The sequence below is a fragment of the Paenibacillus sp. JNUCC 34 genome (assembly GCF_058269055.1).
In genome coordinates this window covers 2,530,119-2,555,551 of record NZ_CM177770.1, presented here as the reverse complement: position 1 = coordinate 2,555,551, position 25,433 = coordinate 2,530,119, and the positions used below count along the sequence as shown (strand labels likewise).

The window sequence follows — 25,433 nt, the reverse complement described above, 5'->3', positions numbered from 1 at the left end:
ATCATCTGTTTAATAACGAATTGCTTGTGGAACATTCATTTTGCGAAAAGATCTCTTAAACCAGAAGACTAAAATGACACCCTTGAACACACTACTCAGCGCAATCGACATCCACACCCCGTTTAGGCCAAACGGCTCGGATAAGATCAAAGCTAGCGGTATTCTTAACGCAGTAAATAAAATACTAAAAATCGGCGGAACATGTGTTTTACCGATTCCGTTAAATGCACCTACTGTCATCAGTTCCATACACATAAACATTTGGGAAAAACCAATGATTCGCATATAATCCGTTCCTAACGCTAAACTAGCCTCATCGGTTAGGAATAGCGAAAAGAGTGGTTGTGGAAATAAAATAAATATAAGCGATATGATAATGCCGAATATAGACGTCAACAGCAATGCTTTATGATACCCCTGCTGAATTCGATCCAATCGACGGGCTCCGTAATTTTGTCCGAAGAAGGCAGCAATCGCTCCTTGTAGACCACCGATGGTCATATAGGAAATCGATTCAATTTGTATCCCGACTTTTTGAACCGCAATGGCATCAGCACCCCAACGCACAATGATCTTAGCAATGATGATCGAAATAACCGTAAAAGTGACCCGTTGAATTGTAATCGGAATCCCCATTCCGATGACTTCTTTCATAAGACGGCTATCCCATACAGACGAAATAGAGATCAATTCCGAATTTCTTGTTTGGATGATAAATAACACGGTCACTAATAAATTGGCTGTTAGTGTGGCAATGGCTGCCCCTACAACTCCCCAACCCTCAAAACTGCCCACTCCAAAAATCAACAATGGATCGAGGATAATATTCAAAATGAGACCTACGGAGAAGATATGAAACGGCTGCTTACTGTTTCCCATAGCGTTCAAAATGGTCGCATACAAGGTATTTAGAATTGAAAATACAGTACCCATAATGGATATCAATAAAAATTGCTTGGCCATGAGCTCAACTTCATCACTTCCCAGATCAAAGAAACCAATGAGCTGATCCCGAGTTAAAACGATAAATACCATATACAGAAGTCCCAATAATACAGACATGATTAATCCGTTCTTCACATAGGACTTAGCTTTATCTGCCTGACCGGCCCCCATACAATGTGATACCTTGATCCCTGTACCAATCGTTATCATTGTTGATAAAGCAATCGCTAGATTAATGAAGAAACTAGCCGTGCCAATCGCTGCAACAGGTCCGCTTCCTAACCTTCCAACCCATATCATGTCGACAAGACCATAGGTTGTAGATATGAAATTGGTTCCGATGATAGGAAGTGTCAATTTCATTAAGGTAGGCATAATAGGACCATGGGTCAAATCATTTATGCCCTTCATAACTAGTTACTCCTTCTTAGCCTAATGTAAAAGCCGACCACGAGGGTCGGCTCAAAGCGTGAATTATTTTCCGTCGGTTAGGAAATATTCAATTCTTGCTTTTATTGCGTCCCGTACATTTCGAAATTGAGTCATAATTTCTTCTTCTGTACCCACTGCTTTCGCTGGATCATCAAATCCCCAATGCCACTTGATTACGTTAGTATTGGTTATGATCGGGCAATGCTCATCTGCATGACCGCATAAAGTGATTACATAGTCAGCGCGATTTAATATTATAGGATCAATCACATCGGATGTATGGTTTGTTATATCAACCCCTGCTTCATTCATCACTTGAACCGCTCTTGGATTTAATCCATGAGCTTCTAAGCCAGCACTCTTCACATCATAGCGGTCGCCACCGAGCACTTTTAGCCAACCGTCTGCAATCTGACTACGACAAGAGTTTCCTGTACATAGAAAATAAATTAATGGACTTCTCATCTCTACTCTCTCCTATTTCTCATTTCTATATAGTTGGCTCGAAATACTTTCGTTTAATCCAAAGCGACACATTTACAAGCCCGATTAATACTGGCACTTCAACTAACGGACCGATGACCGCAGCAAATGCAACCCCTGAATCCAAACCGAAAACACCAATCGCTACTGCTATCGCTAACTCAAAATTATTGCTTGCCGCCGTAAAAGATAATGAAGAAGCGACTGGATACGAAGTACCCGACTTTTTTGATAAGAAAAAGGATACCAGAAACATCACAACAAAATAGATGATCATTGGAATAGCAATACGTACTACATCAAGTGGCAGCTTCACAATCAAATCCGCTTTTAATGTAAACATCAGTACGATCGTGAATAATAAGGAAATGAGCGCAAGTGGGCTGATCCTCGGAATCAAGACTTGTTCATACCACTGTTGACCTTTCAATTTAATCCCAATAATACGAGTAAGTAATCCTGCTGCAAACGGAATTCCTAGGTAGATAAGCACACTCTCTGCAATTTGTCCCATGGAGACATTTACAACGGCTCCTTCGACACCAAACCAGCCAGGCAACACCGTAATAAACACATACGTGAAAACGGAATAGAACAAAATCTGAAAGATGGAATTGAATGCTACGAGACCTGCTGTGTATTCAGGATCTCCCTTCGCTAGATCACTCCATATCAAAACCATCGCAATACATCTAGCCAGCCCAATCATGATGAGTCCAATCATATACTCGGGCATATCACTTAGGAATAGAATCGCTAGGAAAAACATTAAGAAAGGACCTATAATCCAGTTCTGTACTAAGGACAATAAGAGAACCTTCCAGTCCTTAAAAACTCTTCCGAGCTTCTCATATTTCACTTTCGCAAGCGGTGGATACATCATGACAATGAGGCCGATTGCAAGTGGTACAGAAGTAGTACCTATTTGCATACTGGATAACACTTCTGAGAAGTTGGGTATCATATACCCTAAACCTATACCAACAGCCATGGCTCCGAAGATCCAAAAGGTTAAGTAACGATCTAGAAAAGATAATCTCTTCGTCTTTCTCTCACTCATAGGATTCATCCCCTATTCGCACATCATGCTGTTTATTTTTTGTTGGACATCTTCTTCAAGCTTCGGTAAATATTGAAGAGCATCCTGAATGTGCGGATGTTCTGATACTTGGAGTGAATATATAATCCATTGTCCTCTTCGCTCTTCTTTAACTAAACCAGCATCCTTTAGTTTTCGAAGATGTTGGCTGATGTTCGGTTGCGTAGTTTGAAGCAGTTCAACCAGTTGACAGACACACATGTCCTGTTGATTTAAGATCGATACAATCTTTAATCGAGTTTTATCTCCTAACAGCTTAAAATGCTCAGCCATTTCTTCGATTGAAATCATGATTTGAAGTTCATCCTCCTCCATAAATAACTACTACATTATATAACTACATACTTATATAAGCAATCGATTATTTCATCATAAACGGTAATTGAGGTCAGTGACGGTACGGAGATGTCTAACATGGAGGATTTTCAAAAACTATCTGATAGAGAAATGGAATTGATGCAGGTTATTTGGGGATTTGACCATCCTGTAACTTCCAGCAAGTTGCTGAATATTTTTTCTCAAAGCAGAGGGAAGGAATGGAAAAGACAAAGTTAGAGGGGGCATTTTATGAACTCATTTCAGTAAGTCGATCAGACGAAAGTAGATTTAAACCTGAAACATGGAAAGAGATACTTTCCAAAATTGAAAGTGGCGAGATCATCTGGGAAGATTAATGAAGTAATATTGAAGTTCAACGCTATAAAGAGCCGATTACATTCATCGGCTCTTTATTTTGCTTTATCGTAAATAACGGATCTCATATTCACAATGATCATCTCCGCTTACGTTGCACAGAACTTCTCGCACGGATACCCTGTCTTCCCATATTTTATTGATAGCCCCCTCCAATATGGCCCCTTCCAAATCGCAGATCATCTTCCCTTCCATCACTGGAAGCCCCTTGCAGAAACATTCCTCAACTGCTATCCGAAGCTTATACTCATCCTGATATACAACTTTTGGAATACCAATCTGAAGCTCTTCGAACAAAACCAAGATATCCTCTAATGTAGATACAGGCAGTGATTCTCCTATTTTGCGACCAATTGTAACGGTAGTTCCCTTCCCGCCCATTGGTAGAGCTTGATGTAAACCAATCAACCGAATTGTCCGGAACAACTCCAGTGGCACCTGGGTTCCCAGCTTCTTCCGACCGATTAACTTCATGTCCTCGTATGTAAATACCTCTTTCATGCCTACTGCGCCTCCCCTTTATTTACTCTATTGGGTACTGATACAGTTTAACATTTCACAATTGGAAGAGAGTGATCCTGCACACATTTATGAATAACAGTGAGCTCTCTTTAGTGAGAACCAATTTGAGAATCACCGGCTTACAAATAACCCATAAGATGATCACTTTCTTGTAAAGTGTCACCTTACGGGTCATGTTGAACATCATTATATTTGTTACATCAAAACAATTGGATTTGGTGTAATTCCCTTCTCCTTAGCTTGTACTATAAATGCCTTTTCAAGAACTCAAATGTTTGACGTTTCTGGTAGCCGCCGACAGCATGGCCCGTAAACGGATATATGTTCAGAATCTTCTCGGACGAAATACGATTGTACGCCGCGAACACGGTCTCCGGCATGCACACTGTATCCTTCAGCCCGACGGACATCATCACCGGAATATCGATGCGGTCCGCCAGATGGAGTATATCGAAGTAACTCAGTGTTGTCAGAACGGCGTTCAGATGCTCCGGAAATCGTTCTACGAACTCGGCCGCCTCTGTCAGGGAACTAGTTGAATTCAGCAGCCCGAAGTCCATATGGCACATGTTCGGAATATTTGCCACAACGATGGACGGCGTGTCGCTTATAGCGGCTGCCAGCAGGCTAATACCTCCGCCCTGACTGCCACCGGCCACGACGATCCGCGACGCGTCGATCTCCAGTTGTGAGGCCACCCATTCGATCGCCTTCATAGCATCAACTGCGACGGCTTTGTAATAACAGGTGTCCTTATCAAGGATCCCCTGTGTTATCCAGCCCTTCGTCATCCCGTATTCGCTGTCCATCCGGTTACCCGTCTCTCCGCCTTGTCCGCGCACGTCTACGGCGAAAACTGCGTATCCCAGCATAAGCCAATCTGCATACTGTTCCGGATAGCCTTTGCCCCCCGTATATCCGTGGAAGAGCACTACGCAAGGCAAACTCCGCTCCAGCGTATACTTCGGTATGATGTACCAACCCTTCAGCGGCGTGTTATCATATCCTTCATAGGTAACATGATAGACGTCCATTGCTGGGAAAGGTGTCTCCGTTTGTACCCGGATGCCGACACACGGACACTCCCCCGCCTCTGTAATCGTCCGGTTCCAGAACTCGGTGAGGTCGGGCGGTGCCACCACGTCCGGGTTGTATCGATACAATTCCTCGATTCTTTTTTCAATCGCGTTCATAAGCTGTTACCTGCCCTTCCACTTCATCTTGTTTACCATCTCCCACCATACATCATTCCGATTCGCCGCGCTATACCGAATGTAAAAAAGAGATCGCCGAAAGTTATCATCCTTGTATAATGAAGAATAAATAACTTTTTAAAATTGGAATGATGCCATTTGTCTCATTATGGGTATGCCTTCCTGATAATTAATAGGAGAAATGATGGATAAAATCGCTTACTTGTCACAATTCAATCTGCTGCAGTGCCTCTCTTTGGAGGATTTAAAAGAGATGGACCAAATGACCTCCATTACAACCATTCCTAAAAACAAATATATCCAAACTCCGAGTTCTTTCACAGAAGGATTATACTTTATAAAAAAAGGAAAAGTTCGAATTTACAAACTGAATACCGATGGTAAGCAGTTTACCTTGGATATACTCAATGAAGGGAATGTATTTGGCGAGCTGTCCGGGATTTCTTTTGGCACAAGAGAAATGTTTATTGAAACACTAGAAGAATGCGACATCTGTCTGATGGATAAATCTCGGTTTGAGACTTTTTTAATCGATCATCCCCGCTTCATGATGAATTTGCTTCAAGTGATGAGTGAACGAATTGTCAATATGAACCATTTAGCTTATAGTCTGGCTCTCGGCAAATTACGAATAAGAATTTTACATGTTTTGATTAAGCTTGCTGACCAATTTGCAACTGAAATTAGCGACAGTTTTGTACAAATCGATCTCTCTGTATCTCACCAAGAAATTGCTAATATGGTCGGAGCAACCCGGGAAGCGGTGTCCTCCGTGTTACAAGATTTTGTGAAAGAAGGACTGATTCGAACAAGATATAAAACCATCAGTATTCATAGAGAAAAACTGATACGAGAACTAGATCGGGAAGATTTGTAAACTGCATTACAGTTTTTACTGAATCCAGTTATGTATAGTAAAAGTGAATTAACAAATATTCGATATGGGACTGATTATTATTGAAAATATGATTTCGATTTCAGATGCCATTTTACAACGAAAGGGTGCTCGGAAGGTTACGGAGATTCCTCCAGAAGTTGTTAGTTTATTGCAAAAGGGAGTTTTGGAAAGTGTCAATCTAACAGAGTGGCTGGCTGTTGATCACCTGGAACTACTTCGCAATATTTTACTTGAAATAGGATTACAGCAAGAGTCAGAACCCATGCTAACTGCACTGTATGCTCAGAATGAAAAAAAGATAATGAAAATTATACCGGCAGTAGCAAATGAATGGCTGGTACTGTTGGAAAGACAACAGCCAGTAGAGCAATCACGTATTTTTTCGTTACTAGCTGACCATCGTTCTGACAGTGTACGCTGCTGGGCTGCTTATGTCGTTGGATTAAACAAAAAACTGAATCTCGATCAGAAGCTTGCAGGCATTCGCCCTTTTGCTGCCGACTCTCATTTTGGTGTACGTGAGATTTCTTGGATGGCTGTAAGAGAGTTGATTATCAATAATCTGGAACAATCATTGAATATTTTAATCAACTGGGTCACAGACTTGGATCCGAATATCAGAAGATTCGCGATCGAATCCACTCGTCCACAAGGCGTTTGGGCCAAACATATATCTGCTTTAAAAGAAAATCCTGCTCTAGCCTTACCGCTTTTAGAAGCAGTAAAGTCTGATCCATCCCGATATGTGCAGGATTCGGTTGGCAATTGGCTCAATGATGCCAGTAAATCTAATCCGGATTGGATAATTCAGTTGTGCAAAGATTGGTCTGAGACTTCCAATACTAAAGAAACGAAACGCATTGTTAGTCGTGCTCAACGAAGTTTATCTAAAGACGGGCTTGTATAGTTATATTAGTGGAAAACAGCACCTCAATAATGAGATGCTGTTTTCATGTTATTCTTTAGAGGCGATCTTACCGATTTCACTAGGATTGTAACCAAATGTTTTTCGAAAGAGTGATGCAAAATGACTTACATTGTGGTACCCAACCTGGATGGAGGTTTCGCTAACGTTCGCTTTTCCCTGCTCTAATAGATTTCGAGCCTCGTTCATTCGTAGTCCACGCACATAACCGAATACTGTCGTTCCGAACAATTCTTTGAAGCCAAGCTTCAACTTGTAATCATTAAGCCCAGTTAATCTCGCAAGCCCAAGTAAACTAGGAGGTTGCTTCCAGTTACGAGATAATATATTCTTCGCTTCATGAAGGCATTGGATATCATAGGACGTTAACTTCGATGTAACTTCTTTTTTCATCTCTACTTTATCTGTTCCATCTAAGTGAAAAGCTAGTAGCTCTAGTGCCTTTCCTTCTAAATAAAGTCTCTGAAGCGAGCCGTTATAGGGACAGTTCTTCATTTGTTCTACGAGCTGTGAAATATGAGGTGAACCTGCGATTTGTCTGCAAAAGACTGGGTTTGCAGTCAATCGATCCAGCTCAGGAAGAATGGTGTTGAACTGCCGCATATCGAATCGAAGCTCCATATGCAGCATTCGTTCATTGTGTGACATCTCTGCATGCATTTTTGTGTCTTTAATATAGAGAAGCGTCGATACTCCTGTAGACAGTTCGAAATCTTGCGCCTTAGCAGATGTTTCCCAGCAGCCTTTGCCCGATATGGTATAAGAGATCTCCAGATGCGGATAGTGGATGCCAACATCCATCGTCATCGGCTCATACATTTGTGTATCGATCCAATTCACCTCGAGCCCTCTTCTTAGATGAATTCGTTGTAAATGCCCCGTTCCGCTCTGTGTCGGAAAAGAATAGTATTGATGATACGGATTCTGTGCCGAGGTTGATGGTTTAAGCTCGTTAAACTCGCTGTATACGCCTTCCAAATCCCGGGTTTCTAGCTGTAGTCTCAAAACCATTCTCCTTCCGTTCTATTCTAAAAAAAGCAGCAGGATGAGTGTGGCTTACACAAAAATGCCATTCATTTGATTCCTGCTGCTCTTTCATTCACCGTCTCTTCACGCTTCAGATCATGATTCATTAACTATATATTAACGAGATCGATAATCATTATCAATACATTCTTTAAAAATAAGTCCTTTCTCCAAGGACGCATCCCTCCACTATCTATGCCTCTAAATCAATTGTGCGGAGAATCAGAGGGTTAAATGATCGTAGTGGCTATGTTGCCGAGCTTCGTTCCACTCGCTTATTGTTCACCGTAAATAACGTTATGCCCAAAACAAGAACCAATCCAGCAATGACTGCAAAAGGAAGATGTCTATCCAATTGATACAGGCTTGTGCTTAAAATTGGCGCGATCACAGCCGATACACCTTGAACAAAACCTACAAGTCCTGCTAGGCCTCCTTGCTGGTCGTGGGCAACTGCTAGCGACGCACCCGCCATAAAGCCCGGCATCATTAGACCTGATCCTACCCCGAACAAGAAAAATGCGATGTAATAGCTTATTAAATGATTGGCTAACAAAAATAGCGCTATGCTAATGATAAACAATATTGATCCAACCATTATAAGCTGCTTAGGTAGCCATTTTTGCTTTTTCATTTGAATACCCTGTGTGATGATCATCGCTACCCCTGTAAACATTAAGCCCAATGAGAGCATTCGAGCGGTTTCCTGTGTGGTCAAAGATAATTGGTCTTGGAAATAGAATCCTCCGATTACCTGCAAGGTAACAATACTTAGCATGGTTACGAGACCTGCAAATAGATAAAGGCGCACACCTTTTTGAAACGGATTCACCTTTGGTGGCTTTTCTTGAACAATTGGTTTGTGCGCAGGGATTAGTACTAGTACAACGATAATAGCTATTATCGGCAGCAAAGCTCCAATATAAAGGGGCCAGATTAGTCCGATCAGGGCGAACACCCCTGCGATCGCCGGACCAAGCACAAGGCCAAGTCCATTGGCGGCTCCAATGAATGCCATACCTGCAGAACGTTCTTGTTCATCGGTGACGTCCGCCATATACGCTTGCGCCGACGAAGGGACGGCCGGGATAAATAGTCCGACCATAGCACGTGCTGCAATGAGCAATACGACTAAAAGTCCACCGTTAATTAGTCCGTTGAGTCCAGCATACATGGTCGCTGTAAACGCGACGTAGCTTACAAACATTCCTATGAAGCCAACTATAATCACAGGCTTTCTTCCTTTTACATCACTAAGACGTCCCCATACTGGAGCCATTAATGCCATCGCAACGGAGCCTAAAGAAATAATTAAGCCCGAGTGCGATTCACTCAAACCCAATTCTCGAATAAGTGGAGGCATGACAGGTGCAATAATCATCAGTCCCACCATCGCAACAAAGACACTAAAAAATATACTAAATCGAATTCTAGCCATATAACAAATTTCTCCTTTCGCAGCATCTTCGAATGACGCTTTACTTCCTGAATGTTAAGAGAAATTCGTAACTTCTGCTACCTTGAAACGGATTGATTCTACGGATAAACGGATTTAGTTTTTCTAATGCTAGTTTAAATAGTGAGCATTCATCTTTCACCTACGCAGTCATAAAAAGTAACTGAGTTTACAAAACTCAGTTGCTAACCTCACTTATCGCTCCAGTAACTGGTCGCGCACCTCGGTCAGTGCAAATCCAAGTAAGTTCTTCCCCCGCCATTTCAATGGGTTATCTACGTTCGGATTGTCCTTCGACATTCCAATTCCCCAGATCCGGTCAACAGGACTCGCTTCTACCAATATTCGGTTTTTCGTAGTTTTCATAAAATCCCAAAGCTGTGAGTTTTGCTCGAACTTAGCATAGTTGCCTCGTTTAACAATTTCGTAGCAATGTCTTTCCCAAACGTCGTTATTGAAAGATCTAACCGCACGTCCGAACTCTTTCATCTGTTTTGGATGCTTCGCATTCATAATCGCTTCAAGCATTTTTTCATCACCGAACAGCCGCGCCTTTTCCGCCATCATATATTGCTCGGTACAACTGTAAGATTCGCCCTCCACAATGAAATGGCATTTCCACCATTGGCTAAAACAGCTCGAATTAACGCCTCCGCTAGCGGGGGGCGTGTGGCCCCAGAAGTATAGGAACTTCCGTCTTTCTCCCGCTCGATATACTTTTTGCAATTCATCAATGTTATATATCATTCTATCCTCCGTCAGCCCATTGTGGTCTCTTGCTACCAATTTTACCACCTATTCGCGGCTATTAGTTATTCACAACTTGTTATTATCAAAGTGTTAATAACAAGATACACTCTTTGGGACTCTTTGTCAACTGGAGTAGTCGAAAGCTTTGCTGTATCTGAATGATTTATCCGACTACAAGTGGTGTTACCCATTTCCCATTCCCCTCTTGATCACCCTGGACAAACAGTGTTTCGAAGACATATATCCCCGTATACAGAGCATTCGGTTCATATTCTTTTCTATTTCCTTAAACAAAAAATCCGCTAAGCTAGCGGATTTTTAGGTTCAAAAATAATTTGTCACGCTTTTGTTCATACTTCATCTCTTCTTCCAAGTATCTTTCAACGGTACGATACGATTAAATACAAGTCGGTCATCGGTAGTGAACTTCTTGTCTACACAAAAATAGCCATGACGTAAGAATTGAAATTTTTGTTCCTGGCAAGCATGTTCAATGAACGATTCGATCAAAGCGTCCTTTATAACAACATGTGAGTTTGGATTGATGGCATCCGTCCAATCAACACTGTCATCCTTTGGAATGTTCTCTTCAAGAAGTAGTTTCTCGTACAAATGAACGTCTGCTTTTATGGCGTGATCCGCTGAGACCCATTGGATCGTTCCCTTCACCTTACGCCCGGTAAATCCTGTACCACATGAAGATAACCGTTAGGCTCGGGTGGAAATCGCGTGCACATGTCTCGCTCGAGTGGTCTCGATTCAAGCTCATCATTAATCAATCTAACTAAAAAATTTTCGGTTGGATACTTCGTTTCCTTACTCATGTCGACTCCTCCTAATGAATTTGATACGTGGTAATTGCAAATAAAAAAACTTCACCTCCAAGACATCATGTCTTGGGGACGAAGTTATTCGCGGTACCACCCCAGCTTCATTAATATGTCGCCATATTAACCTTATCAAGTACGACATTGCAGGCAATGTTTATACTCTAGCTCTATAATGGGAGCTCCCGTCACGCCATCCCCGATTACGGTTCCGACATGCTGCTCAATTGCAATATGATAACAAATCATTCCCTTTTTTGTAAACGACTATTCTCCGATATATACGCTCACTGTATGTTTTGTCTTAACGTGATTTATAGATCATTTTTTGGCTGTTTCGATAAGTAAATTATAGACAATCGATAGTGCATCTTTAGGCTCAAACTGGCTCATGTTGCGAATGAATACTTCCTTGTTTTGAGATATTTCATCAATATAATCAAGCAATGTTTCCGTGGAGAGATGCTCCTCGTACAAAACTTTACAATAACCGTTTCGTTCAAAAGAAGCCGCATTAAGAAGCTGATCCCCTCTACTCTGTTCTTTGGTGAGTGGTATCAGAATCATCGGTTTCTTAAAGTATAAAAATTCAAAGATCGAATTGGACCCTGCTCGAGAAATCACAAAATCGCACATGGCCAATAGGTCTGGTAATTCTTCGTTTATGTATTCGTATTGGCGGTAATCTGAATTTGTTAGTGAGGAATCCAACTGCCCTTTCCCACACAAATGAACGATCTGAAAATGTTCAGTTAATTTGGATAAAGAATCTCGAACAACTTGGTTAATCCTTCGTGCTCCAAGACTCCCTCCCATGATTAAAATGATCGGCTTACTGTATCTCGTAAATCCAGTGAACAATCGTCCTCGTTCCGCATTTCCCTGTTTTAATTTTTCCCTAAGTACCGGACCTACATAGTGACATTTATTTTTGCCTAATGAATCTGCTGTTTCCGGAAAGGTAGTACATATTACACTAGCAAATGGTATGGCAAGTTTATTGGCTAATCCAGGAGTAAGATCCGACTCATGAATGATCACCGGTATTTTGTTTAGCCATGCTCCAATGACAACAGGTACAGAAACAAATCCACCCTTAGAAAACACAATGTCTGGTTTTTGACTTTTTATGATCCGAAAAGCTTGAAAGACACCTCTTACAACTTTGAATGGATCTTTTATGTTTTGGAAATCCAGATACCTTCTCAACTTTCCTGTTGAGATTGAATAATAGCTAACGCTTGAAATAGGAGTGACTAATTCCCTCTCTATGCCATTGTTAGATCCGATATATCCAGTTGACCAGCCTGCCTCAATAAATTTTGGTATTAACGCGAGGTTCACTGTAACATGTCCTGCAGACCCGCCACCAGTAAAAATTATTCTTTTCATCTATTCACCCGAAATGTTTGTATTGGTTAGAGTATACTCGATGTACATTCGATGTAGTACGGTATTAAGGGAAATGAGCATTTTCCTCGATACTATCTCTAAGGCTTTTTGCCATGAGCCATTACAAAAGTCATCATTGCATATGCATCTGGAGAATTGGATATTTTCTCAGATGCTGACTTCAATTGGTCGAATTCCTCTTGATTTATAAGACCATTATTAAAAAATCCCACAAAGCGGTTAATATCAAACTGTCGTTTAAACCCTTCAATACCATGTATATCACTATGTTGAATTACAGCATCGATATCGACATCTACATAGCCCGCATTCGTTAAGAGACGTGGTAAGCTCCTGCCAATATATCGGTTGCCCCCTTTTGCAGCCTGATGATCTGCTAATTTCTTTAGAACGGACGGTAGTACTTGAACATCCGGATTAACAGCACCAAATATTCCATCGTCAATGTCAATGATTACAAGTTTACCTCCGGGTTTTAACACACGAAATATCTCTTGCGCAGCTTCCATTGGATCATGTAAATGTAAAAAAAGTAACCGTGCAATTGCAAAATCAAACGATTCATCAGGCAATCTAGTATCATAAATTGATGATTGAACAAAGCGTAGCCGATCTTCGGGAATGTGATTTAACATGTTTTGGGCTTTATCTAATAACGTCTTATCAATCTCTAGCGCCGTGATCAGACTGTCGGGTAAGCTATTTACTAGTTGTTGCGTAATAAATCCTGGACCGCTACCCAGTTCAACTACGCTCATTCCATTCTCCAAACCATACCACTTTAAGTTACGAAACTCTTTATCCCAACCCATTAAAGCCTGTACTTTTAGCCTCTCAATCTCTGTTTGTAAACCCAGATTTGCATTGTGGATATTATACGTTGAATTATATTGCACGATTATCCCTCCTTTGAAAATTTAGAAATCTCTCCCATATTATATACTTTTGTCGGAGTAGCTGATAACTATTTAGTAATATAATTTGCTTATTCGGAACATTTAGCATCTAAAAAAGAAGCCGATTTTCTATAACAGAAAATCGGCTTCTCGATGCTGATGTGATTACTTGCATTCATAACCTATGATCTTTTTCATGAAAGTAGGTTACCTTGTTTCATGTCGAACAATCTTCCTGCTTACAAGTACCATGATAAACGCCAGTACGAGAAAATACAAAGGCATCGTTGCTAATGATCCATTGTGAAGATAACTCATGCCACTCGTAATAAGGCTGACAACAATGTAGTAACCTAATCCAAAAATCGCACCTGCTGTACCAAGTACATCACTATAATGAACAAGTGCTAAACTCAGACAATTCGGAATGGCCATACCAATCCCCAACAGCAGGGTAAAGATACAAGCTACCATAATAGCCAAAAATATAATGGAAGGACTAATTCCATAAAGAGCAAGGCCCGTGAGACATACGGCCCCCACTGTCGTAACCATAGAGCCGAAAAGGATAATTTTTTCTGCTGGATATCTGGTTAGCATTTTCTTCGAAAGCATCGCCCCTAGTATGGATGACAATGCCACAAAAATACCAAAAAAACCAAACATTCCAGGACTCATATCAAAAAATTCAATAAAAATAAATGGAGCTTCGGCATAGTAGCTAAACAGTATACCATTGGTTGCTCCGATAAGAAAACCAAATCCCCATACTCTTCGGTCTGAAACCAGACGCTTGGCCACAGAAAGTGTGTTAATTCTTGAGGTTGTGGGCACTCTTGTTTCAGGCAGAGAAACGAACGTATACGTAAAAATAGCAACGCTCATCACAATAAGAGTGAAGAAAACAGCCCGGAAACCAAGCCATTGATCTACCCATCCTCCAATGAGTGGCCCAATTGCCGGCGTAAAAGCAAGAGCTGCAGAAATTTGAGCAAATACAGCGTGACGCTTAGCTCCATCGATACTCTCGCGCAGAATCGTTTGTGTAACGACAGAACCAGTACTTGCACCAAAAGCCTGAACGAATCGACTTATTAATAACCATTCGGCGGAATCAGACAGGAAGCACCCCAGACTTCCTACTCCATAAACTAATATTCCCCAAAGCAATGCGGGACGCCGCCCAATAGAATCCGAAAGCCTACCCCAGCAAAAAACGCCAACGGCGAAACCTAGAAAATAAATACTGAGTGTCAGTTGAATCATGTTACTACTTGCATTTAGATTACTAGCTATATCCGGTAATGAAGGTGTATATATCGTTTCGCTAATTTGTGGGAAACCCACAAGGATAATTAATAATAACAATGATGGTGTTGAGATTTTTCTTTCCACAGCTAATCCCCCTATAATTCAAAAATCTCAGTTAACTGATGAAGAAATCACGGGATAGGGGGTTTGCATTTGATCAATCTAGTAAATGAGAGCATGTTTTTCACCTTTTATTCTTTATAGGGGGGAAGATATATCAAGCATTATAGCAAGTTTTGGGACAAAAAGAAAAAACGGAGTAAATATCAGGCGAAAACCCTGTATCTACCCCGCAGCTGCTATGTAACTTTATGATCTCTAATGGAATCCGTTTTGGCGTGAAATATACAAATAGAGGTTTTCCATCATATTCTGCACATCAAGAATAATAATCTCTCGATCACCCTGCTTCGAAAGACCGATGTAATAATCGAAATCTGTATCCATTTCGAAAGGTTGAATCGTGTCCTCTGAGATGTCCATCACATCCATTGCACTATCAACGATTATACCTACGAGGTCATCATTCCGTTCAACAATAAGCAATCGGGTCATCTTAGAATCTGAGCTGTTCTCATTCCCTAGAAAATTGGTGCGTAGGTCAATAATAGGCGCAATCATCTGACATTTTGTGGGGCTTCCCTTCATATATTCAAGGTTTTTGGAATTATTCAATACAGGTGGCATCTTTTTATAAGCTACGACATGATTAATATCGATTCCGAATTCTCTATTCCCAACACTGAATATAACTGCTCTTAAATAATTCATAGGTGCACCTCACATTTCTGTCATAAGAAAATACTCGCTCTACACTTATCCGTAAATTTTGAATTGATTAACCTTGTCTTGTAAATCTTCCGCCATTTGGGATAACGAAGATGAGGATGCCGATATTTCTTCCATGGATGCGAGTTGCTCTTCTGTTGCGGCCAAAATATTTTGCGTCCCGACGGCTGAAGTTTGAGCAGCTTCATTAATGTGTTCTACTGAACGAAGCATGTGATCTGTCCCTGATGCTAAATTTTGAACTTCTGATGAGACTTCTTGAATTTGACTGACCACCTCATTTACAGACTGCTGAATTTGTTCAAAGGATTGACCAGCTGAATTGACGGTATCCATGCCACTAAATACTTCAGTTGTAGCCCGTTCCATTGAATGAACTGCTTTTTCCGTTTCTGACTGGATGGTGGTAATGAGTACCGAAATTTTATTAGCAGAAATTGCCGATTGCTCGGACAACTTACGAACATGATTAGCGACAACAGCAAACCCCTGGCCATGTTCTCCAGCCCTAGCCGCTTCAATAGCCGCATTTAAAGCAAGTAGATTGGTCTGTTCGGCAATCTCTGTAATAGCCCCTACAATTGCGCCAATTTCTTCGGATCGCTGTTTCAATCCATGAATGACAAGATCTAGTTCGTTAATAGCCCCATGGATCGAATTCATCTGATGTACGACGGTCGTGATGGCTTGATTACCTTCTAATGATTTATCCGACGCCTGTATAGCTGTTTCGGACACAACTTGCGCATTCCGTGCAATATGTTGTATTCCATTTCCCATATGTATCAGCGTTTCTGCAGTTTTCTCAACCACTTGGACCTGCCGATCTGCTCCGCTTGCCACTCCTTGAACGTTGGATGCAATATGCTCGCTAGCAAGGCTCGTCTGTTCAGCATTTGCCGTAAGTTCAAGCGAGAACGCTGCTACTTGCTGTGAAGTTTCTGCAATCTGACCGAACAAGCCTCTTAATATATGAAGCATACTATTTAATGAATCGGTTAATTGCCCTAGTTCATCTTTGGAACGATAGTTTACTTGACCAGTGAAATCCCCACGCTCCGCTTCTTTCATTAATTTCTGTACGCTTTGAATTGGCTTTACAATCATACGAATGATCAATATCCCTAATCCACAGCATATCGCAATCATTACAATAGAAATGAAGACTGTAAGCTGAATGCTTTGTTCGGCACGGTCTGCATTCGTTCGGTTAATTGCATCAGCACTATTCATAAGATCATTCTCTAACTGAACACCTAACGGATAGATCACATTATAAGCTTGTTCTACTACCGATTTGTAATAATCGTAAGCTTCATCATTTCGATTCTGTTCTCCCAAAGCGATTACTTGTCTCATTGACTCAATATAGGCCGGATACCCTGCGTTAATATCGGTTACCACCTTCTTTTCATCTTGCGACATCCCAGACTCGAGAAACATATCTAGATACTTCAAGTTTTCGGTTAACAATTCCTCAAATTTAGCTTTTAATTCCTCCGTTTCTTGCCTCGATGTGTTCTGCATCAATTGAAAAACAATCGTCTCCATGGCCCGATTATTAGCACGATACTTTATAAAGTTAGCTTGAGGTACCATGTGATTGAAATATATCGCATCCGCATTCTTAGCCATAGAGGTCATAGAAAGAAATCCAATCACTGAAAGCGTTACCATGGAAACGGTAAAAAATCCGATTAACAGAAACAGTTTTGTTCGTACTTTTAAGTTGCGTAAAATTCGCACTGCACAATCCCCTTTTTCACTGAATAGTCAAATTAATAATCAAATGATAAACGAGGTTTATTAAAACAATTCTAAAATAAGTGTTTGATATTTATGTTTTTTCCTTATATTTCTTGCTATTTTCTTAGTTCTATCTTTCTAGACAGAAAAAAACCTTCTAAAAGAAGGTCTCAAAAGACAAATCTAATTTGGCGAAAATTTATACCCTATTCCCCAGACCGTTTTAATATATTTCGGATTTTTGGGATCTTCCTCAATTTTATTCCTTAATTTCATCACGTGTACATCGATTGAACGCTCATTGACCAACGTATCTATTCCACGTAAATAAATAATCAGTTCCTCTCGGGTAAATACGCGTTCCGGATGATTATAGAGCAAATTCATAATTTCAAATTCTGAAAATGTTGTCTCTACACGTCGTTCCTGAACTTTAATCGCTCGATACTCATGTTCAATGATAATGCTCTTTCCTTCTGTACGGGATCCAATGTCTTTATCGTCTGATCCTCGCTCGATAGATCCCTGGTATGCTCTTCGCGTAAGAGCAAACATTCTCGCCAGAAGCTCCTTCATACTGAACGGCTTGCATAAATAATCGTCCGCTCCGGCAATCAAAGCTTCTACTCGATTCAGCACTTCTGTATTCATTGATATCATAATAATGGGTACAAAAGAATCTTTACGAACCTCCCTGCATACTTCCGTACCGTTTAGATCTGGCAGAAGAAAATCAATGATAACGATATCCGGATTAAATTCTTTTATGATGCTTAATCCCTGAACCCCTGAATCAACTCTTAATACGATGTACCCCTCATCTGTCAAATACATTTTGATCATTTCACCAATGATTTCGTCATCTTCAATTAGAATTACTTTCATTGTTAGTCCCTCTCACCATCATTTTCATGAATAATGTTACTTTCGTATCCGATATCTATATAGTTTTGTAGCGAAGAAATTATCATTTGCATTTCCCAATCCAAATGTTCCATGCTAGCTTTAATATCTCCGCCTTGATCTAGAATACTTTCAAGCTGATTGGCTGCTGCAAGCAGTCCATCTGCAGATATATTTGCAGCTACGCCTTTCAGCGTATGAAGCATTCTTCGGGTATTTGTGAGATCGAATCGAGACAATGTCTCCTGTAATCGGTTCGTAAAATCACGGTAGTCACGCAAGAATACGATGAACATATGAACCAAAATATTTTCTTTTCCATTGACCCTTCGTCGAATCGCTTGAATATCAATCCCTTGTAAGTCAATTTCGATATTGTTTTGATCTTCACGTTTCTTGTACACACTACCATCTTTTGAAGCATCCCGTCGGTTAATCAATGAAAAAAGTTGATCGACTTCAAGCGGTTTCGTTAATACGCCATTCATTCCAATACGGTAGTACATCTCATGATCTTCCTTCACCGTATTAGCCGTTAAGGCAATGATCAGCAATTGATCAAATCGGTGATCTTCGCGAATTTTCTTCGTTGTTGCTACTCCATCAAGTTCTGGCATATGAATGTCCATTAAGAGCAGATCCCATTGTTCTCGATTTAGTAATCTAAGAACTTCGTTGCCATGATTAGCTATGGTTACCGAGAACCCGTAGGATTTTAATAACTCTGTTACAACTAGCTGATTAATTGCATTATCTTCAGCGAGCAAGATATTCATTTTTCGATTTCTCAGGGCATTGAATTGGGTCCTCTGAATCACTGTTGACTCTTTGAATTTATGCCAGAACAAGGATCTCATCGTTCGATACAGTCCAATCCGACTAACCGGCATCAAAATTATTGCATCCGGCTGCAAATGCTTGGGGAGTTTCATGATTTCTTCACGAACCATTGGAGTTAAAATAACGACATGACGAACTGATATAGCAGAGGTCCGTCGCTTTAGATTCAACCAATCATTAAGGTCATTCATTGTATCCTTACTTAAATCTGTCAGTATCACTTCTAAATGAATACTTGAAAAATCAACATTCATATAATTGTCGCAGCAAATCACTTGAAAATTCATAGATTCCAACATGGAGCATATTCCTTTGCTGACCACCTCATTACTTTCAATTACGAGTACGTTCATCCGAGAGAATTCGATTGGATCTTCCCTCCTTATCTGGGCATTCAGTGGCACATGGTCAAACGGGAGTGTAAATGAAAACTTACTTCCATACCCAGGCTGACTATTAACCGTAATGGTCCCCCCCATCAACTCAATGAAATACTTACAAATAGATAACCCTAAACCCGTTCCTCCATATTTATGTTTTGAAAAATGTCCAACTTGAGTAAATGGTTCGAACAGATGACTCATCTGATCACTTGTGAGTCCAATCCCCGTATCTTTAACAGAAAACTCTAAGTAGAACATGTCATCTTCATAGCTAAGCAGTTCCGCTTTGACATAGATATATCCGCTGTCTGTAAATTTTATAGAATTGTTAATCATGTTAATTAAAATTTGCTCAATACGCAAAGAATCGCCATAAAGCGTTTCCGGGATATCCGCTGACGTATCAATAATAAATTTCAATCGCTTCTCTCCTACGAGAACGGTTAAGATATCGGATAATTCCTGCATCAAATGATGTAAATTGAACTGTACCTTCTGAAGTTCAATTTTGCCAGCCTCGATTTTTGAGAAATCGAGAACATCATTAACAATCCGAAGTAATGTTTTAGAAGATGAGAGAATCTTATCTAAATAATCTTTCTGTACAGGTGACATCTCCTGCCTCATTAACAACTCTGTTAATCCAATGATTCCACTTAATGGTGTACGAATTTCATGACTCATTCGAGCGACGAACTCACTCTTGGCCTTATTGGCCTCATCAGCTTCTCTACTCATCTTAAGATTCTTGATATCATGAGCGGTGCACATAATCCCTATGATCACTTGATTGATATCAAAGAATGGAGACAGTGTGACATGATAATCAAATTCTATGTTATTGAACTTGAAACTGTATTCAAAACTTTCCATTTCCCTTCCAGAAATGACCTGGTTAAAATAATACAACCACGACTCAATATGTTCTCCTGGAGGTAGATGATCGGTAATGAATTCCCCTATAACCTTTTCTGGCTGTGTTCGGAAGGTCTCTAGTACTTTTTTATTCACTGATGTCACACGCCCATCAACATCAAAGTGCACAATAAAATCTTGCGAGCTTTCAACAAGAGAACGATATAATTCTTCGCTTTCCACGAGCTGCCTCTCTGATTGTTTACGTTCTGTAATATCAATCGCTGAACCAATGACAGAGACAACATTGTTGTTGCAATAAATCGGTTTTAATGTAACTAAAAGAGTGCGCTTCGCAAAGCATGTTTCAAATGATAGTTGCTCGCCACGCCAAGCCCTTTCATTTTGACATTGTAAGAAACTGCTTAGTTCATCAGGAAATACAGAAATATTGTCAATGGATTTTCCTACAATATCTTCATTACATAATCCTAACTCTTCAAAAAGAGCCCCCCCTCCAATTTTATATATAATCTTCCCATTTTCTTTCGTTAATTTATAAATTAATCCGGGTTGAAGGTGAAGAATTTCTAATAAATCGCTTTGTAAAACATCAAATTGATGCTTTAATTTTTGAGCATTGCTCATGTAATACAACTTCGCAGCGATAAATAAGCCGAATGCCTGATAAGCGAGAAAGTATTGTAATTGAACAGATATTAAAGGAGGATTTTCCATGTAATAATAAATAGTAAGAATAACGAAATTGGAGCATGTAACGGATATTAACCACTGCATCCAGTAATGCTTAATAAATCGAACAGATGTGTTGCTAATGATCAATAGGAGTGACATGATGATTGTCCCTTGAATCATAATATCTATTGAAGAGACGTAGGATAACTGAAATATGAGGATCACTAACATCGTGATCACTGCTGAGAAGGGACCTCCGATGTAGGACGAGATCAAAATTGGAATCGTTCTTAAATCCGCTAAAAAATAATTATCGAAATGGTGCCCGAAGTACATTAACAGGACACCCACAATTCCTTGATAGAGCCCTACCTTCCATACATACCATGTTATAATTTTTAAATTCATGTTGACTTTCATCATAAAATGCTCGAAAAAAAATGTGAAAATCGTCAATAAACAGAAGCTAAGCATTAAATCCCGAATCATGATTGTTCTCACCTGCAGTATGGATTCAATTTGTCTAAAAAGAATAGCATATATGCAACCGTTAATATATTGAGTTTCACTGGAAAAAACTACGATATAAATCAATAATAAATTCATCGTGCTTATATGAATTAATATAAAACTAAGATGTTATAAAACATATTCATGAAATATTAAATTTTTCTTAAATTATTAAATATAATATTAATAAATCGATCACAAAGAACCCGATCCAATTGGATCGGGTTCTTAATCTTATAGATTCGCAACTTAGCACAATCGGTTTTTGTTTAATCGATAGGAGTCTTGAGAGCATGGGCTGCGAATTCATAAAAAGCATACGCATCCTCCCAAGTTGGGAATCCCGCCTGTGCAAGATTATTGCTGCCCCCGCCTTTTCCGCTGTAATTCCCCAGATGTGCTTTGAAGAATGCACCGCAGGAATGTCCGGAATTGCTATTCCGTGATAGAACAACTTTATTCTCGGCTTTAGTAGCCAGCAGTACTGGTACATCACTTTGCGAGGTGATTTTGGCCGCCAAGTTTTGTAGATCTTTAAGACTTTTGTCTTCAAATATATGTGCGATTAGAGTGCTTCCATGGTTAGATAACAATTCTTGCGCAACATACTCATCATTTTTATCTTTAAGAATGGACAGCTCGGCTTGAAGCTGTTTTTGCTCCTTCTCCCATTTTTCAATTCGGTCTAAGATTTCATCTTTGCCGGTTTTGAATTTGGTAGACAAGGCACCCAATATCCGTTGGCTATCATTAAACTCCTCTAAGGCTCGGTATCCGCATTTAAAATAGATCCGAATGTTCCCCTTTTGTTTCTCCGCTTTGAGTAGCTTGATCATTCCAATTTCGCCGGTTGAAGAGACATGTGTCCCTCCGCATGCGTTGTATTCAACTTCCTTGATTTCAACAATTCGAATATTCTCCGTCACCTTTGGCTGCTTTACAAGATTCAGTTGATTGGCCTCTTCCCCAGAAACGAAATAGCTCAGAATGTTATGGTTCGAATAGATTTGCTGGTTGACCTCGCGCTCAATGGATTCAAGCTGACTTGTACTCAGCTCAGAAGCTTCCACGTCAATCGTGCAGTAATCGGTTCCTAAATGAAAACTTAAGGTCATGGCTTGATACAAGTCCAGACAAACCGCCGAGAGCAAATGCTGTCCGCTATGCTGCTGCATATGGTCAAATCTTCGATTCCAATCGATGGAACAGCTTACTTTGCTTTCTTCAGGAATACGCTCAAGCTTGTGTAATATTTGGTCCGCTTCACTCAAGACATCTAGCACAGGAATTCCTTGGATATATCCTACATCACATGGTTGCCCACCCCCATGCGGATAAAAAGCCGTCTCTTCCAAAATGACATAATAGCCGTCATCTTTCTCCACCGTTTCTAAAATGCTTGTTTCCCATTGGGCCAGATAAGCAGAATCGTAATATAGTTTTTTAGTCATGACAATTTTCCTCTCTAATCTCGTACATTATTTTAAATATATAGTTGTTTGATTATACAGTCAAAAAAAGACGTAGCATCTCTTGTAACTTTTAAAAGTCTTTTCATTTGAGGTACATTTCCAACAGGAAGATATGCAAATTTTTACATATGTGATTCCTTTTATACAAGATTAGTAATTAAGTTCGGATTTATTTTGCTTTTGTGGCATGATCAAAGGAGAGATGACTCTGTTTTAATTACTATTGTGAATTTTTCATATGTTGATATTTTCACTTCCTACGCAATGCATGAAAAAACCGAGCAAATATCAGGAAAAATCCTGGATCTGCTCGGCTATGCAATATATTCGTTATGGTTGAAACATCAACGATGGTTAGCTTTCATTTAAAAATGATCCATAAGGAAGGTCTGCCCCACAGGGACCATGGACTCGAGCTGCGCTACTTTCAATGGATTACCGTTTAGACGATTCATCTGGTGTAACTCTCGAGGGCGCTTATAACCCATTAAGAGTGCAGAAAGCGTCTGAATATCTGTAGATATATCGGTTTGATTGTCATCATTTGAAGACAGTTGAATGACATCTGCTCTTCCATCCTTGTTTACTGACAGTTTCCACGAGCCGTTATTCCACGTAGCCGCTGAATCCTTGACTGAAATCGATAGCTCAGCCTCTCTATTCGCCTCGAACGAGTATTGTTCTATAAATGATTTCAAATCTACAATACGCGCCATGAAATAAGGGACTAGTTCCTGAGTTATACGGGGTTCGGGTAGCATGTATGGCAGCTGATCGTCACCTGGCACCATCATCATCTTTACTTGTTCAATACGGGAATCATGGTTTGAAAAGAACGTCCACAGCGCACTTCGTGCTTCTTCATTCAAATAAATGAATTCATCACACTCGATCTCTTTATCGTTTAACTCATATAAAACATAACCTTGCGGTTCACCATCAGCTGAAAAATAAACAGCGCTATGTACAGATTCCTGCAGCACCGACTTTTTCCACCAAGCTTCATCGCGCACCAAGGTTCCATTATATCGATTTACAAATGATTGGTATAATGAATTGAGAACGGAGAAATCGGTTACGCCTCTCACAATTTTTCCTGGGACATCTATTTTAGACGGAAATTTCTGTACAGGGATCGTATATCTTTTATACTCTGTATAGAGCTCCCATCCGAATTTACGGTAGAACGGAATTGAAAATGGATGTAAAAAGGAAATGGTCTGGCCCTGGTTTTTCATTTCTTGAAGCGCATGCTTAAGGAGTGTGGATACATGTCCCTTTCTTCGGTTCTCCGGCCAAGTAGCCACCCCTGCAATACCGCCCATATCTACAACCCTTCCTTGCAGATAGATTTGAAAAGGTATTATTGTCAGTTTTGCTTGCAGTTCTTCTCCATCAAAGATCCCCCAGAATTGTTCGGGCTTGAAAAGCTGCTTGCTGGATTCTTTTTCCTCTGGAGTTTGTGTATATTGAAAGGCATACTCAGATAATTTCACGCTTGCTTCAAATTCATTCTGCCTTAGCTGCCTAAGTTCCATATTTCCACCTCTTTAATCATTGTTTTTGTAAACCCCTGTTATAGGAATACTCTATCATAATTCCTCTGTCATATATATATTCGTCGAACAAACTTTTTGTAAGTTACTTGACAATGTATACTTACAAAGTTTATTATTAGCTCATACAAAAAAACGAAGTCAGAACATAAATTCATGTGAAAAGAATCAGGAGGGAAAAACAATGTCAAAGTTGAATATCGGAATCATTTTGGGAAGCACGCGTCAAGGTCGTTTAAGTCCACAAGTTGGAGAATGGGTAAAGAGTGTCGCAGATCAACGTGGGGATGCTAATTATGAAATCGTAGATATCGCAGATTTTAAACTTCCACTTTTAGGAGAAGCCGATGCTACAGAACAAGCAACTGCCTGGAATACCAAACTTTCAAGTCTGGACGGCTTTATATTTATCGTACAAGAGTATAACCACAGTATTACAGCATCATTAAAAAATGCTCTGGATTATGCTCGTGAAGGATGGAACAATAAAGCAGCAGGTATTGTAAGCTATGGTTCTGTTGGTGGTGCACGGGCAGCAGAGCATTTGCGTGGAATTTTGGGAGAATTGTCTGTAGCGGATGTTCGTGTACACCCAGCCCTCTCCATATTCACTGATTTTGAAAATGCATTTGCACCTGAAGCTGTTTTCAAGCCAGCTGATCTGCATCTCGTAAATGTTAATGGTATGCTTGACCAAGTGCTTGCATGGAGCGGAGCACTGAAAACTTTGCGTTAATACAATGATAGTTAGGTAAACCTTTCGATCCGTAATATAGGAAATTGTAATCTGTAT

Annotated in this window: 24 protein-coding genes; 4 read left to right on the top strand and 20 right to left on the bottom strand. The window is 40.1% G+C overall.

Features of this window, described 5'->3' with window-relative positions; translation table 11 throughout:
* Window positions 1-9 precede the first annotated feature (9 nt).
* The 4 genes from AC2TF5_RS12105 to AC2TF5_RS12090 all read right to left on the bottom strand — a co-directional run bounded on the left by AC2TF5_RS12105 (window position 10) and on the right by AC2TF5_RS12090 (window position 3,250).
* Entirely contained in the window at window positions 10-1,356 is a 1,347-nt protein-coding gene (locus AC2TF5_RS12105; RefSeq protein WP_491302384.1) for an MATE family efflux transporter, read from the bottom strand.
* A gap of 63 nt (window positions 1,357-1,419) precedes the next feature.
* The gene (gene arsC / locus AC2TF5_RS12100; RefSeq protein WP_491302383.1) at window positions 1,420-1,842 is read right to left on the bottom strand and encodes an arsenate reductase (thioredoxin); all 423 of its coding nucleotides are present in this window, start codon (window positions 1,840-1,842) and stop codon (window positions 1,420-1,422) included.
* A gap of 25 nt (window positions 1,843-1,867) precedes the next feature.
* A complete protein-coding gene (gene arsB / locus AC2TF5_RS12095; RefSeq protein WP_491302382.1) occupies window positions 1,868-2,920 on the bottom strand; it encodes an ACR3 family arsenite efflux transporter in 1,053 nt (350 codons plus the stop codon).
* Between the two features lie 12 nt (window positions 2,921-2,932).
* Window positions 2,933-3,250 (bottom strand): ArsR/SmtB family transcription factor, encoded by a 318-nt coding sequence (locus tag AC2TF5_RS12090; protein ID WP_491302381.1) that lies wholly within the window; start codon window positions 3,248-3,250, stop codon window positions 2,933-2,935.
* Window positions 3,251-3,373: 123 nt separating this feature from the next.
* Here AC2TF5_RS12090 and AC2TF5_RS12085 point away from each other — a divergent pair, with 123 nt between their 5' ends.
* Window positions 3,374-3,514: a hypothetical protein gene (locus tag AC2TF5_RS12085; RefSeq protein WP_491302380.1), complete on the top strand. Its 141-nt coding sequence runs from the start codon at window positions 3,374-3,376 to the stop codon at window positions 3,512-3,514.
* A 183-nt stretch (window positions 3,515-3,697) separates the two neighbouring features.
* On the opposite strand, the gene AC2TF5_RS12080 is transcribed toward AC2TF5_RS12085, so the two are convergent.
* On the bottom strand, window positions 3,698-4,153 hold the full coding sequence (locus AC2TF5_RS12080) for a V4R domain-containing protein (RefSeq protein WP_491302379.1): 456 nt from the start codon (window positions 4,151-4,153) through the stop codon (window positions 3,698-3,700).
* A 266-nt stretch (window positions 4,154-4,419) separates the two neighbouring features.
* A complete protein-coding gene (locus AC2TF5_RS12075; RefSeq protein ID WP_491302378.1) occupies window positions 4,420-5,367 on the bottom strand; it encodes an acetylxylan esterase in 948 nt (315 codons plus the stop codon).
* 205 nt (window positions 5,368-5,572) lie between these two features.
* Between AC2TF5_RS12075 and AC2TF5_RS12070 the strand changes: the two genes are divergently transcribed.
* Window positions 5,573-6,265, top strand: a complete 693-nt coding sequence (locus AC2TF5_RS12070; protein ID WP_491302872.1) for a Crp/Fnr family transcriptional regulator — start codon at window positions 5,573-5,575, stop codon at window positions 6,263-6,265.
* 64 nt (window positions 6,266-6,329) lie between these two features.
* A complete protein-coding gene (locus AC2TF5_RS12065) occupies window positions 6,330-7,193 on the top strand; it encodes a DNA alkylation repair protein (protein WP_491302377.1) in 864 nt (287 codons plus the stop codon).
* Between the two features lie 48 nt (window positions 7,194-7,241).
* Here the strand turns inward: AC2TF5_RS12065 and AC2TF5_RS12060 are convergent, their stop codons facing one another.
* The 14 genes from AC2TF5_RS12060 to AC2TF5_RS11995 all read right to left on the bottom strand — a co-directional run bounded on the left by AC2TF5_RS12060 (window position 7,242) and on the right by AC2TF5_RS11995 (window position 24,622).
* A complete protein-coding gene (locus AC2TF5_RS12060; protein ID WP_491302376.1) occupies window positions 7,242-8,216 on the bottom strand; it encodes a helix-turn-helix transcriptional regulator in 975 nt (324 codons plus the stop codon).
* A 268-nt stretch (window positions 8,217-8,484) separates the two neighbouring features.
* Complete coding sequence (locus AC2TF5_RS12055) at window positions 8,485-9,675, bottom strand: MFS transporter (protein WP_491302375.1); 1,191 nt, start codon at window positions 9,673-9,675, stop codon at window positions 8,485-8,487.
* A 213-nt stretch (window positions 9,676-9,888) separates the two neighbouring features.
* Window positions 9,889-10,440, bottom strand: a complete 552-nt coding sequence (ybiA, locus tag AC2TF5_RS12050; RefSeq protein ID WP_491302374.1) for a riboflavin biosynthesis intermediates N-glycosidase — start codon at window positions 10,438-10,440, stop codon at window positions 9,889-9,891.
* Between the two features lie 360 nt (window positions 10,441-10,800).
* On the bottom strand, window positions 10,801-11,112 hold the full coding sequence (locus tag AC2TF5_RS12045; protein WP_491302373.1) for a hypothetical protein: 312 nt from the start codon (window positions 11,110-11,112) through the stop codon (window positions 10,801-10,803).
* On the bottom strand, window positions 11,109-11,267 hold the full coding sequence (locus AC2TF5_RS12040) for a hypothetical protein (protein ID WP_491302372.1): 159 nt from the start codon (window positions 11,265-11,267) through the stop codon (window positions 11,109-11,111). The genes AC2TF5_RS12045 and AC2TF5_RS12040 overlap by 4 nt, the downstream gene beginning before the upstream one ends.
* A gap of 324 nt (window positions 11,268-11,591) precedes the next feature.
* Window positions 11,592-12,662, bottom strand: coding sequence for an undecaprenyldiphospho-muramoylpentapeptide beta-N-acetylglucosaminyltransferase (gene murG, locus AC2TF5_RS12035; protein ID WP_491302371.1), 1,071 nt, complete (start codon window positions 12,660-12,662; stop codon window positions 11,592-11,594).
* 98 nt (window positions 12,663-12,760) lie between these two features.
* Complete coding sequence (locus AC2TF5_RS12030; RefSeq protein WP_491302370.1) at window positions 12,761-13,579, bottom strand: methyltransferase domain-containing protein; 819 nt, start codon at window positions 13,577-13,579, stop codon at window positions 12,761-12,763.
* 207 nt (window positions 13,580-13,786) lie between these two features.
* Window positions 13,787-14,974: a multidrug effflux MFS transporter gene (locus AC2TF5_RS12025; protein WP_491302369.1), complete on the bottom strand. Its 1,188-nt coding sequence runs from the start codon at window positions 14,972-14,974 to the stop codon at window positions 13,787-13,789.
* 234 nt (window positions 14,975-15,208) lie between these two features.
* Complete coding sequence (locus AC2TF5_RS12020; protein WP_491302368.1) at window positions 15,209-15,661, bottom strand: chemotaxis protein CheW; 453 nt, start codon at window positions 15,659-15,661, stop codon at window positions 15,209-15,211.
* A gap of 45 nt (window positions 15,662-15,706) precedes the next feature.
* Window positions 15,707-17,425, bottom strand: a complete 1,719-nt coding sequence (locus tag AC2TF5_RS12015) for a methyl-accepting chemotaxis protein (RefSeq protein WP_491302367.1) — start codon at window positions 17,423-17,425, stop codon at window positions 15,707-15,709.
* Window positions 17,426-17,608: 183 nt separating this feature from the next.
* On the bottom strand, window positions 17,609-18,310 hold the full coding sequence (locus AC2TF5_RS12010) for a response regulator transcription factor (RefSeq protein ID WP_491302366.1): 702 nt from the start codon (window positions 18,308-18,310) through the stop codon (window positions 17,609-17,611).
* A gap of 2 nt (window positions 18,311-18,312) precedes the next feature.
* Window positions 18,313-21,591 carry an ATP-binding protein gene (locus tag AC2TF5_RS12005; protein WP_491302365.1) on the bottom strand — a complete coding sequence of 1,093 codons (3,279 nt, stop codon included), beginning with the start codon at window positions 21,589-21,591 and terminating at the stop codon, window positions 18,313-18,315.
* Window positions 21,592-21,881: 290 nt separating this feature from the next.
* Window positions 21,882-23,063, bottom strand: a complete 1,182-nt coding sequence (locus AC2TF5_RS12000; RefSeq protein ID WP_491302364.1) for an alanyl-tRNA editing protein — start codon at window positions 23,061-23,063, stop codon at window positions 21,882-21,884.
* 386 nt (window positions 23,064-23,449) lie between these two features.
* A complete protein-coding gene (locus AC2TF5_RS11995; protein ID WP_491302363.1) occupies window positions 23,450-24,622 on the bottom strand; it encodes a GNAT family N-acetyltransferase in 1,173 nt (390 codons plus the stop codon).
* Window positions 24,623-24,824: 202 nt separating this feature from the next.
* Here AC2TF5_RS11995 and AC2TF5_RS11990 point away from each other — a divergent pair, with 202 nt between their 5' ends.
* A complete protein-coding gene (locus AC2TF5_RS11990; protein WP_491302362.1) occupies window positions 24,825-25,376 on the top strand; it encodes an NADPH-dependent FMN reductase in 552 nt (183 codons plus the stop codon).
* The last annotated feature ends 57 nt before the right edge of the window (window positions 25,377-25,433 follow it).